This window comes from Winogradskyella undariae (assembly GCF_013285155.1).
Lineage (GTDB): Bacteria > Bacteroidota > Bacteroidia > Flavobacteriales > Flavobacteriaceae > Winogradskyella > Winogradskyella undariae.
On the sequence record NZ_JABTEL010000008.1, the window covers coordinates 61797 to 80677 of the forward strand.

At 34.9% G+C, this 18881-nt stretch carries 7 protein-coding genes; 6 read left to right on the plus strand and 1 reads right to left on the minus strand.

The window, feature by feature from the left end; all coding sequences use genetic code 11:
• Positions 1-528 precede the first annotated feature (528 nt).
• On the minus strand, positions 529-2280 hold the full coding sequence (locus HSX10_RS11920; protein WP_173588450.1) for a tetratricopeptide repeat protein: 1752 nt from the start codon (positions 2278-2280) through the stop codon (positions 529-531).
• Positions 2281-2889: 609 nt separating this feature from the next.
• On the opposite strand from HSX10_RS11920, the gene HSX10_RS11925 reads away from it, so the two are divergent.
• The 6 genes from HSX10_RS11925 to HSX10_RS11950 all read left to right on the plus strand — a co-directional run bounded on the left by HSX10_RS11925 (position 2890) and on the right by HSX10_RS11950 (position 18874).
• Entirely contained in the window at positions 2890-5955 is a 3066-nt protein-coding gene (locus HSX10_RS11925; protein WP_173588451.1) for a T9SS-dependent choice-of-anchor J family protein, read from the plus strand.
• Positions 5956-6083: 128 nt separating this feature from the next.
• Complete coding sequence (locus HSX10_RS11930) at positions 6084-10103, plus strand: choice-of-anchor L domain-containing protein (RefSeq protein WP_173588452.1); 4020 nt, start codon at positions 6084-6086, stop codon at positions 10101-10103.
• 35 nt (positions 10104-10138) lie between these two features.
• The gene (locus tag HSX10_RS11935; RefSeq protein WP_173588453.1) at positions 10139-11044 is read left to right on the plus strand and encodes a PorP/SprF family type IX secretion system membrane protein; all 906 of its coding nucleotides are present in this window, start codon (positions 10139-10141) and stop codon (positions 11042-11044) included.
• A 20-nt stretch (positions 11045-11064) separates the two neighbouring features.
• Positions 11065-12972 (plus strand): OmpA family protein, encoded by a 1908-nt coding sequence (locus tag HSX10_RS11940; RefSeq protein ID WP_173588454.1) that lies wholly within the window; start codon positions 11065-11067, stop codon positions 12970-12972.
• A gap of 15 nt (positions 12973-12987) precedes the next feature.
• Positions 12988-13197 carry an SAP domain-containing protein gene (locus HSX10_RS18755; RefSeq protein ID WP_173588455.1) on the plus strand — a complete coding sequence of 70 codons (210 nt, stop codon included), beginning with the start codon at positions 12988-12990 and terminating at the stop codon, positions 13195-13197.
• Between the two features lie 208 nt (positions 13198-13405).
• Positions 13406-18874 carry an FIDD domain-containing protein gene (locus HSX10_RS11950; RefSeq protein WP_367651271.1) on the plus strand — a complete coding sequence of 1823 codons (5469 nt, stop codon included), beginning with the start codon at positions 13406-13408 and terminating at the stop codon, positions 18872-18874.
• The last annotated feature ends 7 nt before the right edge of the window (positions 18875-18881 follow it).

Below are 18881 nucleotides of genomic sequence, written 5' to 3' on the forward strand. Positions count from 1 at the left end.
TAACCCATTCTAGATCGGTATTCTTCCTTAATTTACTTTATTATACTAAAAAGTTTTGGGTATTTACCGCGATATGTTATAGCTACTTTATGCCATAGGTTGTCCGTGTCTAAAATTTTAATTATTAATGAGAATAACAATTCATTTATTAGATTAAAGGGGACTTTGGATGGTTTGCTCTTTTTTGCTGGTGGTAGTGTGTAAAAAGGCCCGCCATAAAACCACTTAGAACACCCTAACCTTCCAAGATTTCTGCGTATCTGTATGAGATTAGGGTTAAAGAAAGCGCTACGAATGTTTGGTGAACTTTTAAGACCTTATATTATGCTAGCTTATATGTGAGAAGTCGCTGTAGGTGAAACCGAAAGGGACCTCCACCAATTAGGTGTTAAAAATCTTTATCTTTTTTTAATCCTATTAACTCTGTTTTGTTTTTTAGTGTCTAATTTACTTGTTTAAGTGTGAGTTATGGGTTTTAAGGTTTTTAAATTCCTTATATGATAAGGAGCGTTTTAAACCGTTGTTGCGCTATTCTTTAGAGAGTTGGTCTAAGAACATTTTAATGGACACCTCTGTAGGTATGTTTAGTTTTTTCTTTAATCGGCTTCGGGCTACTTTTACCGTATCTGGTGTTACATTTAAGATGGTGGCCGTTTCTTTTATAGACAAATTCATTTTAGTTAATAAGCAATAGCGAATTTGTGTATCTGATAGGTTTGGATATTTGTTTAGTAATTTAGCCGACATGGTTGGGTATTCAGATTCTATTCTTTTTGTAATAATAGATACATCAGAAGCAGATTTAATAAGGTCGTTTACTTTTTGCTTAGCAGCTTCTAACTTTGGTATTACTGGTTTTTTTATTTCGTTTAGTTCGTTTTTAATTAATGTTAGTGTTTCTATACGTTGTGATAATGCAATAGCAGAAGCTTCAAGTTCGTTTTCACGAAGTATAATTTTTTCTTCAAGTAATTTTTTCTCATTATTCATTAGAACTTCTATAATTTTTTCTCCTTTTTTATATTTTCTAAATAATAGAATACTTCCTAATAGTAAAATTATACTTGCAAGTATGGCACTAATAGTTAAATAATAGAGTTCCTGTTTTTTGTTTTTAATTTCTAACAACTCCATGTCGAAAAGCATTTGTTGACTTTTTTGTTTTTCTTTGAGGAGTTTTATGTTAGAGTCAATATAATTGGAAAGCGCTTTTTTTTCATTAGATCTTAAACTGTCCACTAATGCATCTTTTTTTTGATATATATCTACAGCTTTTAAATATTGCTTATTCTCTGTGTAATATTCAGCCAGTCTATCGTAGGAATCTTTTTTATATTCAGAGCCATGTGCAAGTTTAGAGGCTTCTTTTCTGTAGGTAATTGCTTTGTCTAGATTTCCTGCCGCATGATAGAATGTGCTTAAATAAGCCGTGTTATTAAAAATAAGCTGATAGTCTTTGTTTTCTAAGCAATATTTTCTCACAGCTAGGGCCGAGTCAATGGCCTTTTGGATATCGCCTAAGTTATAATAATCATTTGCTAACTTATTTTTAGTCCACCAGATTTCTGGAATGTCATTATTTTTTATGGCTAATTTTAATAGTTCTTTATGTAAAGGATAGCTTTTTTCAGGTCTTTTTTTGTGAACATAATTTGCAGAAATATTTTTTAATAAAAGCTTTTTTGTAAAATCGCCTACATTAACAGTATCTTTTAATAACGGGGTCAGTACTTCGAGTGCTTTATCGTATTGGAATTTGTGGTAGTAAATTTCAGCGATTGAGATGTTGTAGGCTATAAATAATTTTGTATCTCCCTTTGAAATTAATGGATAAACCTTAAAATAGCTTTTTAAGCCTTGTTCGGGCAATCCAAATCCATTAGCTAATATTTGCCCTTTATTTAAATAATATTGAGGAAGTTTTAATCTTTTAATTAGTAGGGTATCTTCTTTTATACTTTTTGTAGCCATTTTTGTTTCAAAAAGATCGGCATAATGTAAAACACTATCAATATTTGGTTTTGAATTTACGCCATAATACCACATTAATGATTTATAAGCGGAAAGTATGCCTTGGTCGTAAGATAGTTTTTTTGATTGTCTTAAAAGTTTGTTATGCACAAAATAAGCTTCTTCAGAAGCTTGTCCGTAAAATTGATTGTGTAAACTGTCTAAATCACTAATTTTAATTAAGGGTTCATTATTTTGCGCATAGCATGTGTTACCAAAAAGGAGGGTAAAAAAGAGTATGCTTGATTTTTTTAAGGTATTTAAAAACATAATTACTTTATGATTTTGTTCGTTTGAGATGCTAATTCTTCTCCAAAAAAAAGAGTTGTTATTTTTCTTTTTGAATCCAGAGATTATTTAAATCTTATAATGATAATAAAAGTTTATCATATAATTAAGGCATTTAAATTTATATGGATTTTTTTGTGATAATCATGATTTTGGAGTGATTTTTTATTGAAATCAATGCGTTTTTAAGCCTTATATTGAACTCTAATGTTTTTATTTTTTAGAGTCGTTCATATGTTAATTTTTTTGCTTGTCATTATTTTTTTAGGTAAGCACTACTTTAGTTGCCGTTGTTTTTTTTAAGATAAATTCAAGTAAAAGTCCGAAGTTTTACTTAATTCTCATTTATTTAGTAATATCTCGTTATTTTTTGTTGTAATTTATTTATTTTGTTAACAAGTTGTTTTTCAGGTTTTTGCGCTTATTTTTTTTTATTAATTTTAACATGATTACCTTTTGATAACCCTTAAAATTCAAAAATAAGGAAGATAATGTTCAACTTGAGCTTCATAAGTTTAAAATATTTAATTCTCTTTAAGAAGATTCCGTTTTTAAACTAAAAAAAAACACTAACTATTTAATCTTGACTTTATGAAAAAAATTACTTTTCTATTTATTCTAATGATTGCTTTTTGTTGGCAGTCTAATGCTCAATTTACAGAGAGCTTTGAAACCGAAATACCAGCGACATGGACTATTTTAGATCTTTCTAGTACAAATGGTTGGGTCTGGGATGATACACCAGAAGATGAAGGTGCGCAAGATGGTGTTGCTATTGCAAGGATTGAATCGGGATATGACGCTGCTAACGATGATTACTTAGTTACACCTCAAATTTCGGTGACTTCTGGTTTAAACGATAGATTAACATTTTATACCAAATCAAGAAGTGGTTTGTTTTCAGAGCCTTACGAGGTATTGTTGTCTACAGCCACAGCTACTGCTACGGACTTTACTGTAATTCTACAGTCAGAAAGCGAAGCTCCTGATGAATGGACTAAAGTGACTTTGGACCTTTCTTCTTATAATGGACAATCGATTTACGTTGCAGTTAGGACAACATCTTATAGTAATTGGGAATTATTTGTTGATAATTTTGTAAACGACACATTCCCTGCATGTATGGAGCCTACAGATTTAACAGTGATAAATACATCTAATGTCACGGCCGATTTAGCCTGGACAGAGAATGGTACAGCTACTTCTTGGAATTTGGAAGTTGTTGATATTACTGCAGGTGGATCTGTAACGGGTGCTTCAACTGTTAGTGGCGTTACTAACCCTTATACTTTATCTGGTTTAACGGCTAATAACGATTATGAATTTTATGTGCAAGCTGATTGTGGCGCAGAAGGGCCATCTATTTGGGTAGGTCCAATGGCATTTACGACGACTTGTGAAGCTTTTACAGCTCCTTACACTCAAAATTTTGAGAATGCTGGTGGTATTCCAGATTGTTGGACAATGTCTAGTGATTCAGGAGAAGAAGATTGGTTTTTTAGAGATTCTGGTCCAAATCATGTAGGCGATGGTGGTGACATAACAGGGGCTACACTATCAAATGGCTATTATGCTGTTTGTGATGCGTCGAGTAGCCATGGTCCTAGATATTTATTGAGTCCTATAGTGGATGTAAGTACATTAACAACACCAGAATTACGTTTTTATGAACTGAGTAATGCTGAGGATTCAAATAATGCACAATTAGATGTCGAAGTTTGGGATGGTGCTGCGTGGAATCTTATGGCAACATATAATACAAATACAGTGGATTGGGAATTGAAATCTATAGATCTAAGTGGTTTAACATTTACTGGGCCAACACAGGCACGTTTTACCTTTTCTGAACCTAATGGAGGTGGTGATGATGATATTGCTATTGATGATGTTATTTTTGATAACCCTATAGCTTGTATTTTTCCTGCAGATTTAACAGTTGCAAATGTTACGGCTACAACAGCAGATTTGGTATGGACAGAAACTGGTACTGCTGTAGCTTGGAATATTGAAATTGTTAATCTAACTGCAAGCGAAACTGCAACAGGTGTGGCAACACTATCTGAAGTTACTAATCCATATACAATAACTGGTTTATTGCCAAATACCAATTATGAATTTTATGTACAGTCAAATTGTGGTGCCACCGATGGAAATTCGTTTTGGATAGGACCAGTATCATTTCAAACGGATTGTAATGCGCTTACAGCGCCTTATACAGAAGGTTTTGATAATGGTGGTGCTATACCAGAATGTTGGAGAATGTATAGTGATTCGGGTGAGGAAGATTGGATTTTTCAAGATTCAGGATTAAGTCATGTTGGTGATCATGGTGTACTAATAGGAAGTACAGTGACAGGAGGTTTCTATGCCGCAGCAGATGCTTCTCAGGATCATGGTCCTAGATATTTGTTGAGCCCTTTAGTAGATGTAAGTACATTGACAACACCAGCATTAAGTTTTTATGAAATAAGTAATTCTGAAGATTCAGAAAATGCACAACTAGATGTCGAAGTTTGGGATGGTGCAGCTTGGAATCTAATGGCAACTTATAATACAAATACAGTAGGTTGGGAATTGAAAACTTTAGACATTAGTGGTTTAACGTTTACCGGACCAGCACAAGCGCGTTTTACATATTCTGAAGTTATTGCGCCTGGTGATGTTGACGATGATATTGCTATTGATGATGTTACTTTTGGAGAGGCGCCTGCTTGTATGGCTCCTACAGATTTATCTGTATCAAATATTACATTAACTACAGCAGACGTCGCGTGGACAGCTAATGGTAATGGTACTACTTGGAATATTGAAGTTGTTAATTTAACAGCAGGTGAAACAGCTACAGGAGTAGCAACAGTAACAGGAGTTACAAATCCTTATACTCTTACAGGTTTAACAGCTGATAACCATTACGAAGTTTATGTGCAGGCCGATTGTGGTGCAGAAGGAGTTTCTTTATGGGTAGGTCCGTATCCATTTGCAACTGCAATTATTCCTCCAGCTTGTGGTGGTCTTTTTGTAGATGGTGGTGGTAGCGATGGTAATTATTCGGAATCTGAATTTTCGTCTTCGACTATTCTTCCAGATTCAGCCGGAGAAGCCGTAACTATTACATTTACATATGTTGATATAGAGGTTGATACTTTTGGTACAGGTGAGCAAGATGGTTGTTATGACTATTTAACTATTTATAATGGGCCAGATAATACCTATCCTGTTTTAGCACAAACATTGTGTGGGCAAGACAGTAGTAATGGCGATAATACAATTGTAGCCGATAGTGAACTTCATGTTGGTGATTCTTTTACCTCTACAGATGCATCAGGAGCCTTAACTATTGAGTTTAGATCTAATCCTTATACTAATTTAACAGGTTGGGAAGCAACAGTGTCTTGTGCTACTTTAAGTATTGACGATCTGGTTAACGAATCTGCATTTACTTACTATCCTAATCCAGTTAAAAACACGTTGTCATTGAATGCTCAAAAAAGTATTGAAAATATAATAGTGTACAATATGTTGGGGCAAAAGGTGTTACATACAGCTCCTAATAGTATTGCAAGTGAGTTAGATATGTCTAGCTTAAGTACTGGTACTTATTTTGTTAAGGTTACTATTGAAAGTGTGACGCAAACGATACGCGTAATTAAACAATAAATTTATTAAAGCACACAGAAGCCACTTAATTTTACTATGTGGCTTTTGTTGTTTTTATTGATTTAGGGTTTAACAGTTGTCTGTTTAAAAATTGACTAATTTTTTTATCGCATTAAATAAAAAATAAAATGAAAAAGAATATCTTCAAACTGACCTTTTTAGCTTTCTGTTTGCTTGGGAGTTCAATAGCTTTATGTCAAACCATACCCTCACCAGTTGGGGTGTCTTGTTCTTCTAATAATTCTACTTACGTATTTACAGAAGAATTTGATGATTCTGATGGATGGGTAGGGGATATCACAACTAATAATATTGGTGGTAATTGGGAAGTGCCCGGTAATTCTGATAGTAGTGGAACTGGGCCAAGTTCAGCATTTAGCGGTTCACATTATATGAATTATGAAGCATCAGGTAATGTTAACCAGGCCTCATCATCAATAATTAGTCCCGTTATTGATCTTACTACAGCTACAGATGGGGCAGAATTGTCTTTTTATCTGCATGCTTATGGTGATAATATGGGAGAATTAGAAGTTGGAGTTTCTACTTCAATTTCGGGCCCCTTTACAAATGTATTTACATGGACAGGTGAATTACAGACTTCTAGTTCTGAAGCTTGGGTTCCGGTAGGTGTTAATTTGGATGCTTATCTCGGACAATCTATATATCTTAGATTTAAGAATACACGAATCACTCTTAGTAGTCGAGCAGACATGTCTATAGATTTAGTCCGTGTAGAAACCTGTGGGACATTTTGTATTTCACCAACACTTTCTCTTAACTATGTGAATTCTAATACTTCAAGTGCATCTGCTAGTTTTTATTGGGACGCAAATGATAGTGAAACGTCTTGGGAGTATGTTGTACAACCTTCAGGATCTGGTATTCCAGCTTCGGGTATAGCGTCTACAGTAACCAATATTATTGCAAATGATTTATTGTTTGGAACGGCGTATGAAGTATATGTAAGAGCAAATTGTACCAATGGGAATAGTATTTGGGCAGGACCCTTAACTTTTACGACGCCTATACAAACGAATTTTATAGTAGATTGTAGTGCAGGTCCTTTAGTAGAGTCACTGTGTTATGGAGATGGAGGCGTGACTAACCCTGAAGTATTTACTTTTACGAGTACAGATGGTACTCCTTTAACATTAACTTTTCAGTCTGGTTATGTTCAACAAGGCTGGGATCCATTGGTTGTTATTGATACCGATGGCTCTTCTATAGTTGCTTTTGAGGATTATTTTTTCGGTGACGAAGGTGATTTAACAGGTGTGACCTATACGTCTACAGGAAATAGAATTTCTTTTTATGTTGCTTCAGATGATTTTGTACCATCAAGTTGTGCTAATGGAGATGATCCTATGAGAGGCGGTATTAATTATACCGTTAATTGTGCTACCTGTACAAATTCAGAATCAACCTTTACAATTGTAGATGATTGTGATACTGGTGATCAGTTTTTATTAGATGTTAATGTTACCTCTTTAGGTACTGCTTCATCTTTAACCTTATCTAATAACATAGATTTAAATACGACCACTATAAATGCCGTTGGAACTTATCAAATTGGACCCTTTCCTTTCTTTACCGATGTCATCTATACTTTAAGTAATGACCAAGATATTAATTGTGTATATGATAGTTTACCCATAGTAGTAAGAGCTTGTCTTCCCGAAAATGATGAGTGTTTAAATGCTGAAATAGCAGTCGTAAATACAGGTGATGATTGTACGCTATTAAATTATGGGACTATATTATCTGCAACGCCATCTAATGTCTCAGGAACATCTTGTGAAGGAGACCCTGATGATGATGTGTGGTTTCAGTTTGTCGCTTTAAATGATATTCAAATCATAGAGTTTATAAATATTGTAGAAAACGAAGTATCTTCAGGTCTTAATCATGCCGTTTACGAAGGTGCTTGTGGGAGTCTTAATGAATTGTATTGTTCAGATTCAAACTCTAGTGTTACCCCTCAATTGACCATTGGTGACACTTACTATATTAGAGTATTCTCAGCAGGCTCTGAAGATGAAAACGTCACTTTTGATTTATGTATAAGAAAAGGTTTTAATAGTATAGAAGTAAGCGATAATGTATATACTGTAGACGAATTAGTACGCGATATCTTGTTTAATAGTCCCTGCGCTCAAGTCTCTAATATTACTTATTCTACAGGTATTAATTTTGATGATAGTCAGCCTAATGGTATTGGTTATTTCTCTATGGATGGTGATGGTTTTCCTTTTGAAGAAGGCCTATTATTAAGCACAGGACATGTTGTAGAGGCCGCAGGACCCAATGATGAATTAATAAATTCGGGAGGAACATCGTGGCTTGGAGATTCAGATTTAGACGATCTTTTAGGGGTATCCTCTAGAAATGCAACTATAATTGAATTTGATTTTGTGCCATTATCAAACACTATTAGTTTTGATTTTATGATGGCTTCAGAAGAATACACAGGAGCAACAGGCGGAACAGATGAGTGTACGTATTCAGATGCTTTTGCTTTTCTCTTAACGGATGCAGAAAACAATACCACCAATTTAGCTGTAATACCGGGGACTACAACACCGATTTTAACAACAAATATTCATCCAGAAAATGCGTCTTGTCCAGCGATTAATGAGGAGTATTTTGGAGAATACATCACTGAAGATTTACCACCAATGAATTTTAATGGTAGAACCGTTGTTTTTACAGCTCAATCTCCTGTGGTTATTGGTGAAACCTATCATATTAAATTGGTTGTAGCAGATGATGCAGATACACAATACGATACCGGTATTTTTCTTAAGTCTGGTAGTTTTGATATTGGAGAGTTAGACTTAGGTGATGATATTACTATTGAAGCAGGTACAGCAAGTTGTTTAAATGAACCTATGGTTTTAGACACCAACTTGCCTAATCTTGAACATTATTGGTTTAAAAATGGGTTACTTCTTGCTGATGCTACTGGATCTGTTATAACGGCTACAGAACCAGGAGTCTATACAGCGCAAGTCATATTTTCTAGTAACTGTATTCTTAGTGATGAAATTGTCGTTGAGTTTTTAGCTGTCCCAGTCGCTAATCCAGCCATTGATTTAATAGAATGTTCAACAACCAATCAAGCGCTATTTAACCTCGAAGAGAATGACAGTTATATTTTAGGATCTCAGAATGCTTCAGATTATACTATTAGCTATCATGTTTCAGAACAAGATGCTATAGATCAGTTAAGTCCATTACCATCTGTTTATAGTAATATTTCAAATCCTCAAGTTGTTTATGCGAGAATAGAAAATAATAATTCGGGATGTTTTTCTACAACCTCATTTTCTCTAATGACTACAGCTCCCTCACATACAGCATTGAGTGTAGATTTTATAGCATGCGATTTTGATAATGATGGCTTTGCTAGTTTTAATTTAGAGGATCATGATTTCGAAATTCTTAACGGTCAAGAAGCTTCTCAATATCATGTGTCTTATTACACCTCAGAAGCCGAAGCTATATCTGCTACAAATGCATTGTCAGGTTCTTATGACAGTACCGGCGAAACTCTTTTTGTAAGAGTAGAGTCTGTCGATTTCTCAGATTGTTATGTTACCAATAGCTTTGATTTAGTTATTGGCAATCAGCCGATAACCAATTTTTCATCAGATGTAGATTATGAAGTCTGTTCTAATGCTTCATCTCCCATAGATATTGAAGCCATTCCTGAAAATTATTCATTATCTGAAGTGTCTATAAGCTGGTATCGAGATGGTGGTTTAATAGCTGATGAAACTAGTTTGACTCTCCCTGTTTTAGAAGCTGGATTATATGAGATTGAAGTCCTATTTAATGCTACAGGATGTATAGGTGTTGCTGAGTTTACAATAATAGAGTTAGAGACTTGTGTTTTTCCAGAAGGTATTTCACCAGGTGTTACACCAGGTCAAAACGACACGTTTGACTTAAGTAGTTTTGGTGTCACTAAGCTAGAAATATTTAATAGATACGGAACACTTGTATATTCTAAAGATAATTATAGAAATGAGTGGCATGGTCAAACAAACGATGGGGATGATTTACCTGTAGGCACTTATTTCTACACCGTTATTTATGAAGGTGGAGCAAAATCTAAAAGTGCTTGGGTTTATATTAACAGATAATCAAAATAAAAAACTAATCGAATCAAATACTTATAATGAAAAAACTCACTATTATAGTGGTCTTGCTTTTAGCATTTAAAATGCACGGACAACAAGACCCTCAGTACACTCAGTACATGTATAATATGAACATAGTAAATCCTGCTTATGCTGGATCAAAAGAAAACCTTTCTTTTGGACTATTATACAGAAATCAATGGACTAAGATTGATGGGGGACCTGAAACAGGAACATTTTTTGGACATACACCACTTGGTAATAACCTAGGCTTAGGTCTGTCTTTAATCTCAGATCATATTGGGCCGGTTACAGAAACCAATGCTTATGTAGATCTTTCGTACACTCTAAAGCTTGGCGGTGAACACCGCCTTGCCTTTGGTGTAAAAGCCGGTGCTACATTTCATGATATCGGTTTAACAAGTTTAGATGTTGTAGATCCAACTGATGCATTCTTTTCTCAAGATGTTAATGAGGTCACTCCAAACGTTGGTGCTGGATTATTTTACTATACCGATAAATACTATGTGTCTTTATCTGCACCTAACTTATTATCATCAGTGCATTTAGATGCAAATGGTTATAAAATAGGATCTGAAACGCAACACTACTTCTTATCTGGTGGTTATGTGTTTGATATTTCACCTAATACAGAACTTAAACCTTCTGTAATGGTAAAATCTGCTTTTGATGCACCTACGTCTTTTGATGTTAACTTAAATGCTAGATTCTTTAAGAAATTTGAAATAGGAGCTTCTTACAGATTAGATGATTCGTTTTCTGGTTTAGTAAACTTTGCTATTACACCGTCTGTAAGAATTGGTTACGCATACGATGCTATAACATCAGACATTAAAGCGTACGCGCCTGCATCTCATGAGATCATGTTATTATTTGATCTTAATTTCCCAAAACGTGTTTCTCGTTCACCTAGATACTTTTAATCAGTTAAGCTAAAACAATTATGAAAAACTTTAATACATTATTACTTATTACGTTGATGAGTGGCTTTTGCTTAACTGCTCAAAACAAAGACACAAAAAAAGCAGATAAACATTTTGACCGTTACGAATTTGTAAAGGCTGTAGATGATTATAATAAGCTTGTTGAAAAAGGAAAAGCAGACAGCTATGTTTACGGACAATTAGCAGAAAGTTATTATAACATTTTTAATACCGTAGAAGCAGAACGCTGGTATGCTAAAGCTTTAGAAACTTCAAGTGATCCTGAAATGGTTTTTAAGTACTCACAAATGCTCAAGGCTAATGGAAAGTATGAAGCATCTAATGTGCAAATGGATAAGTTTGCAACCTTGCGCCCTGCTGATAATAGAGCTACAGCTTATAGAGCCAACCCTGATTACCTCCCTAAAATTTTAGAACAAGGTAAAAAGTTTAATGTGCAAAATGCAGATTATAACTCTGAACAGTCAGACTTTGGTGGACTAACGAATGATGGTAAATTATATATTACTTCTGGTCGTAATGATCATAGAAAAAACTATGGTTGGAATGATCAACCGTTTTTAGATATCTATACCATTACTAAAAATACAGATGGTACTTCACAGGAAGCTACATTAGCAAACGATGAGATTAATACCAAATATCATGAAGGTTTAGTCTCTTTTTCTCCAGATGGTAAAACAATGTATTTTTCAAGAGAAAGTTATTTTGAAAAAGACTACGAAAAAGATTCAATTAGCAGCGCTAGATTTAGTCAACTTTATTTATTTAAAGCCACTAAATTAGGTGATGATTGGGATACTGTAGAACCTTTAGCTATTAACAGTGAAAACTATTCTGTAAAAAATCCTTCAGTAAGTGCAGATGGTAAAACAATATACTTTGCCTCTAATATGCCAGGTGGATATGGAAACTTTGATATCTACAAAGCTCCTATTAATATAGATGGTACTTTAGGAGCACCTGTTAACATGGGACAAAAAGTAAATACTGAAGCACAAGAAATGTTCCCATACATTAGTAGTAACAATACCTTATATTTCTCATCTAACGGGCATTTAGGTCTTGGTGGATTAGATGTGTTTTACACAAAAGAAATCGATGGTAAAATGGCTACAATTCGTAATGTTGGCGTTCCTATAAACAGTAATACTGATGATTTTGCCTTTATAATTGACGAAGAAAATGACCAAGGTTTAGTATCTTCTAACAGAGCTGGCGGAAAAGGAAGTGATGATATTTATGAATTTAAAAAACTACAACCGCTTTGTGATGTATTAATTAATGCTACAGTTTTAGATGATAAAACACGTGAGCCAATTGCAGGTGCAACAGTAACATTATTTGATGCAGAAGGTAATAAGGTTGTTTCTAAAACATCAAACGCAGAAGGTCTTGTTGAATTCATGATAGAATGTGAAGAAAACACAGAATTGGAAGTTGTTATGGATGGTTTTGACAGTAAAAAAGTACAAGTCAAAGGCACAAATGAAGAAGAAAACAATGTTCAAATTTCTTTAGATCCTATCGAAAAATTAATCTTAGCTGAAACTATAGATTTAGCTCCGATTTTCTTCGAATTTGACAAGTCTAACATTACTGCACAAGCCGCATTTGAATTGGATAAATTGGTTCAGATTATGAACAAATATCCTGAAATGAAAATTTATGCAACCTCTCATACAGATTCTAGAGGACCTGAATCTTATAATACAGGTCTTTCTGATCGTAGAGCTAAAACTACGGTACAGTATGTAATCTCTAAAGGTATTGACGCATCTCGTATTACAGGTGAAGGTAAAGGTGAAACAGAACCTAAAGTAGATTGTTCTACTGGATGTACTAAAGCACAACACGCTGAAAACAGACGTTCTGAATTTATTATTGTAGATCCTCTACAACAATAATTAAAGCGATAAGTTGTGAAAGAAAAATTAGAACATCATCATCATCATCATCATCATTGGTTGAAATTTGAATTAATTGAATTCTGTAAGAACAATGAATTGTGTACTCAGGGCAATAAAATTCAGCTTAAAGAACGAATTGAAGCCTTTTTCAATACAAAAGAAAAAAATGAGATGTCTAAGTCTTTATTAAAAAACAAGCGCAGAATTATAAGAAAAAAATAAGTAAGTGTAAGGTTATTCGTCTTTTAACTTATTTTAATTCTAGGGTGCTTAAGCTTTCTAAGCTGAGCACCTTTAAATGATTAGCTTTCCATCTGTCACATTATTTATGTTATACTATACCACTAACTCATTTCGCTAACGGGGGGAGTGTATTTATTCCAATTCTATTAATAAGCGGCTTTACTATTTATTTTAAAATCAATTTAGAGTGAAAAAAATTATATGCATATTTATGTTTTTAGTTATTAAAGTAGGATTCTCGCAAGATCTTTTAATGCAAGATGGCACCTTTAATCGCTGTGCTCCAGATTTCTTTTATGATTCAGGTGGAGCATTAGATTCTTATTCAGATAATGAAAGTTATGTCACTACGATATGTCCAGAAAATAGTGGTGATCGTCTTAACGTTAATTTCGTCGAATTTTTAACACAACTTAATGTAGATTTTTTAACCATATATGATGGAGATGATGTGTCGGCTGATATTATTGGAGTATATACGGGGGTTTCTTCACCAGGTTTTGTTTCGGCATCAGAAAGTAATACTTCAGGCTGTTTAACTTTTGCGTTTACAAGTAATGAAACAGGAACTATAAATGGATGGAAGGCAGAACTATTGTGTATTACACCTTGTCAGGAAATTACGCCGTTAATTAATAATACAACACCTGCACCAAATGAATCTGGTGTAATTGGTATATTACCAGGGGAAACGGTTAATTTTTTAGGAAGCGCAATATTTCCTTTGGATGACTCAGGCGCCACTTATTACTGGGATTTTGGAGATGGAAATACAGCAACAGGAACAGAAGTTTCAAATACATTTTCAACTGATGGTACTTTTATCGTAATATTAACAGTTACCGATAGTAATCCATTAGGGTGTTCTGAAGTTACAACAATTCCTGTTTTTGTCATGGGGCCTAATGTCATAATAGATCAAACTATATTTACTCCAGAAGAATTAATAGCTGACGTGCTAATTAATAGTCCTTGTGCCTCTGTGTCTGACGTCACTTGGTCTACAGGCTCAAGTATTAGTAGCTCTCAGCCTAACGGTATTGGCTACTTTTTTGGAGATGGAATACGTTTTCCTTTTAGTGATGGGATTCTTTTAAGTTCAGGCGAGGCCAGTGATGCAAGAGGGCCTAACAATCTTGATTTAAGCAATGGTTCTAATGTTTGGGGTGGAGACGATGAATTAGATGCTGCTTTGGGTGTCAATTCTCATAATGCTACATTTATCCAATTCAATTTTATTCCTTTAGCAGATACTATAAGTTTTGAGTTTTTAATGGCTTCAGAAGAGTATGATATGGGCTCTTTTGAGTGTCTCTATTCAGATGCTTTCGCTTTTTTATTAACAGATTCCGATGGTAATGTTTCTAATTTAGCCGTAATTCCAGAGACCAACTTACCCGTATTGGTGACTAATATCCACCCCGATAATGGTGAAAGTTGTGGAGGGGCAAATGAGGACTATTTTGGGGAATATATACCCTACAATCAACCACCAATAGCATTTGATGGTAGAACCGCAGTATTTACAGCACAATCTGCTGTTGTCCCTGGAGAAAATTATACTATAAAATTAGTCATTGCTGATGATAGAGATAATAATTATGATTCAGGAGTATTTCTAAAAGCAGGAAGCTTTGATTTAGGAGGTGATTTAGGTGATGATATTACTATTGAAGCAGGTAGTGCACAATGTGGAGGAGCAGAAATTATATTAGATACCTCAGCACCTTTCGCAGATCATGTTTGGTATTACGCTGCAGATCCTTCAGAACCAAATAATAGAATAGAGATTGAAGGGGAAACAAGTTCTATGCTTACAGTGACAGAAACGGGTCTATACTCGGTAGATGTAGCGTTTGGGGCCATATGTCAATTTTCAGATTCTATTTTAGTTGAGTTTATAGAGAATCCAGTAGTAAATCTAGCTCCAGATTTGGTTATATGTAGTAGTACCGGTACTGAAGAGTTTGATTTGTCTGACAATAATGATCATGTATTAGGCGAACAAAGTTCTGAAGCATACACCGTTACCTACCATCTTACCGAAGACGATGCAATTGCTAATTTAAATCCGTTACCAGACCTTTACACTAACGTGTCTAATCCGCAAACTCTGTGGGTGCGTTTAGCCGATGTATCTCAAACATGTGCTGTAACGACCTCATTTGAGTTGTTTGTAGTTTTGGCTCCAGATATCAACGCTGTATTAGATTTAGAGACCTGCGATGATGAATTAAATGATGGATTAGCAACTTTTGAATTAGGCGATCAAACAGCTACAATTTTAGGATCACAATCTGCGGCAAATTTTGAAGTCACTTATTATTTAACAGCAGAAGATGCTGATTTAGGAAGCAACGCTTTACCGCTAACATATACTAATACTGTAAATTCACAACCTATTTATGTAAGAGTAGCGCGTATTGGAGATTCAGGATGTTATAATTCGTCAGCAACACCATTATTTAATTTAGTCGTTAATACCAGAGCATTGGCCACAGCTCCAATAGATTTAGACATGTGTGATGATGTTAGTGGAGATGGAGTTGCGACGTTTAACTTAAGTCATCAAGAAGCAACAATCTTAGGAGCACAAGATGCTTCTGTTTTTGATGTTAGTTTTCATGCTAGTCAAGATGATGCAGAAAATAATGTTGGAGTCTTACCAACGAGTTATGAAAATACAAGTTCACCAAATACACAAACGATTTATGTTCGAGTAGAAGATCCATTATATCCAAGTTGTTATGCAACGACATCTTTTAATTTAATAGTTAATTCATTACCTGTGATCACTGATCCATCAGCCTTAGAAGTATGTGACGATGGTACACCGGATGGTCTTACTGAAATGGATTTAAGTTTGAAGAATTCAGAAATCACAGGAGACAATCCAGATTATACAATTACTTACTATGCGTCAATAACAGAAGCAGAATCAGGTGCTAATCCATTACCAACGCTGTATACAAATACAAGTAATGGGCAATTTATTTTCGCACGCGTAGAAGATAACACTACAGGATGTTCTGTGACTACAAGGTTAGAATTAGTTGTACAACAAGCCCCTGTAGCTTATACCCCTCAACCATTTGTTTATTGTGATCCAGATAACGATGGATATGGGATATTTATGCTTAGTAATTTAGACGCTGAAATTACTGGAGGTGCTTCAGGATTAGATGTTACTTATCATGAAACACAAATCAATGCAGATACTGGAGTAAATGCGATAGATACCTCTTTTGATTATGAAAATATTGTTCAAGATGCTCAAACCTTATACGCACGTATTGAAAGTTCAACGATAACAACAGCCTGTGCAACGATTGTTGTCGTAGAATTGATAGTAGAAGAAACCCCACAATTAACAGTACCAAGCGCGTTAGAATTTTGTGATGACATATCATCAGCAGATGGTTCTATTAGTTTTGATCTTACGAGTAAAACGTCAGAAGTATTAAACGGTCAAGATGAGACGCAATACCTTCTTAGTTATTATACCAGTGAATCTGATGCAGAGTCAGGGACTGATGTAATTGCTAATCCTTCAGCTTATACTAATAGTGTTCCTTTTAATCAAATTATATGGATAAGAGTGGAATATCATACAAGTGCAGGAGGGTGTTATAAAATAACAAGTTTAGAATTAATAGTCAATCCTTTACCTGTCGCAATCCAGCCGACACAATTAAGTTTATGTGATGACTTAGGAGAAACACCAGGAGATGAGTTTACGGTTTTTGATTTAACCGTTAAAGATGATGAAATTACAGGAGGTAATGGAAGTTTGTCTGTAGCGTATTATGAAACTAATGCTGATGCACAGTCTCAAATCAATGTTATTGAAGACCCAACACAATATACTAATACCTCTGTAGATGGATTAAATGCGAACCCACAAACGCTTTATGCGGTAGTTACGGATACAAATACAGGTTGTGTAGATTATGTAACATTGACCATCCGTGTATTACCAAACCCAACGCCAACACCAAGTGAGGATATTCCAAATCTTGAATTGTGTGATGCTGTGAATACCGGTGATGGTGTAGCGGTTTTTGATTTAACAGAAAATGAAGTTTTAATCCTAAACGGAGAAGCAGGTGTAACGGCAAGTTATTATGAAACTCAGGAAGATGCGAATACTGACTCTAATGAAATACCCGATCCAACACAATACACTAATATAGATACGCCAGAACAAGAGATCTATGTAAGAATAACAAGAAACAGTACAGGGTGTTATTCGTTAGTAGACTTTACTATTGTAGTGCATCCTTTACCAGCAGTAGTTCCTGTTACAGATATTGTACAATGTGAATTGTTTACTGACGGAATAGATAGTTTTGATTTAGCCACAAAAGATGAAGAAGTCTTAGGCGGTCAAGATGCTACAGAATTCAGCGTGAGTTATCACGAAAGTTTAGCTGATGCAGAAGCAGGAGAAAATGGGTTATTAAGTCCTTTTAGTAACACAAGTAACCCACAAGAAATCTTTGTAACAATCACCAATACTGCAACGGGTTGTTCAATCAGTACACAAAGTTTTTATATTGAAGTTGATGAGGCGGCACAAGCTAATCCGGATACGAACCCAATATTATATGACATATGTGATGATGAAATTGATGGGGATTACACCAATGGTAGTGCTCAATTCGATTTAACGACAATGGATGCAGATATCTTAGATCTTCAAGATCCTTTAAATTATATCGTAACTTATTATGGAACTCAAGAAGATGCTGATTTAAAAGAGAATCCATTACCAACGTTGTATGAAAACACGGTAAATCCGCAAGTAATTTATGCAAGAGTAGATAATGACACCCCAGATGCGATAACGGGTAACGACACCTCTATATGTTATGCTGTAGCCGAATTAACCCTAGAAGTTAATCCATTACCGGATTTAGATTTAGACGATAGTTATGTCCTTTGTATCAATACAAACGCTACAGAAATCTTAGAGCTTTTAGTTATAGATACTTATTTATCAGCTGCAGATTATAGTTTTGTATGGTATTTTAATACAGTAGAAATGGCAGGGGAAACAGGACCGAGTATAGTTCCATTAGAAGAAGGAACCTATAGCGTTGCTGTTACTGATATCAGTACATCAAGTGAGACTAATTGCGTTATCAGTGATAGCACAGAAGTTATAGAAAGTGAGCCGCCAAGTGTAACCATAGAACTCTTAACACAAGCTTTTGCCGATAACCATGTTTTAGAAGCCACAGCAGTAGGGATCGGAGTCTATGAATACAGTTTAGATGGTGGTCCATGGCAAGACTCAGGTGTGTTTAGTAACGTATCATCAGGAGATCATGAGATCACTGCAAGAGATAGAAACGGATGTGGATTGAGATCATCATCTAAGTTTGTACTAGATTATCCATTGTATTTCACCCCCAATGGAGATGGAGCTCATGAAACTTGGAACATTGAAGGTATTGGTGATAGTGCTGAGATCTATATCTATGATAGATATGGTAAGTTATTACAACAACTAAGTCCAGATGGTGATGGCTGGGACGGCACGTATAACGGTAAACTGATGCCAACAGATGGATATTGGTTTACAGTAGAATACGATGAGCCAAGTACAGGCGAACGTAAAGTATTTAAAGCTCATTTTACATTGAAACGCTAAAGTAAAT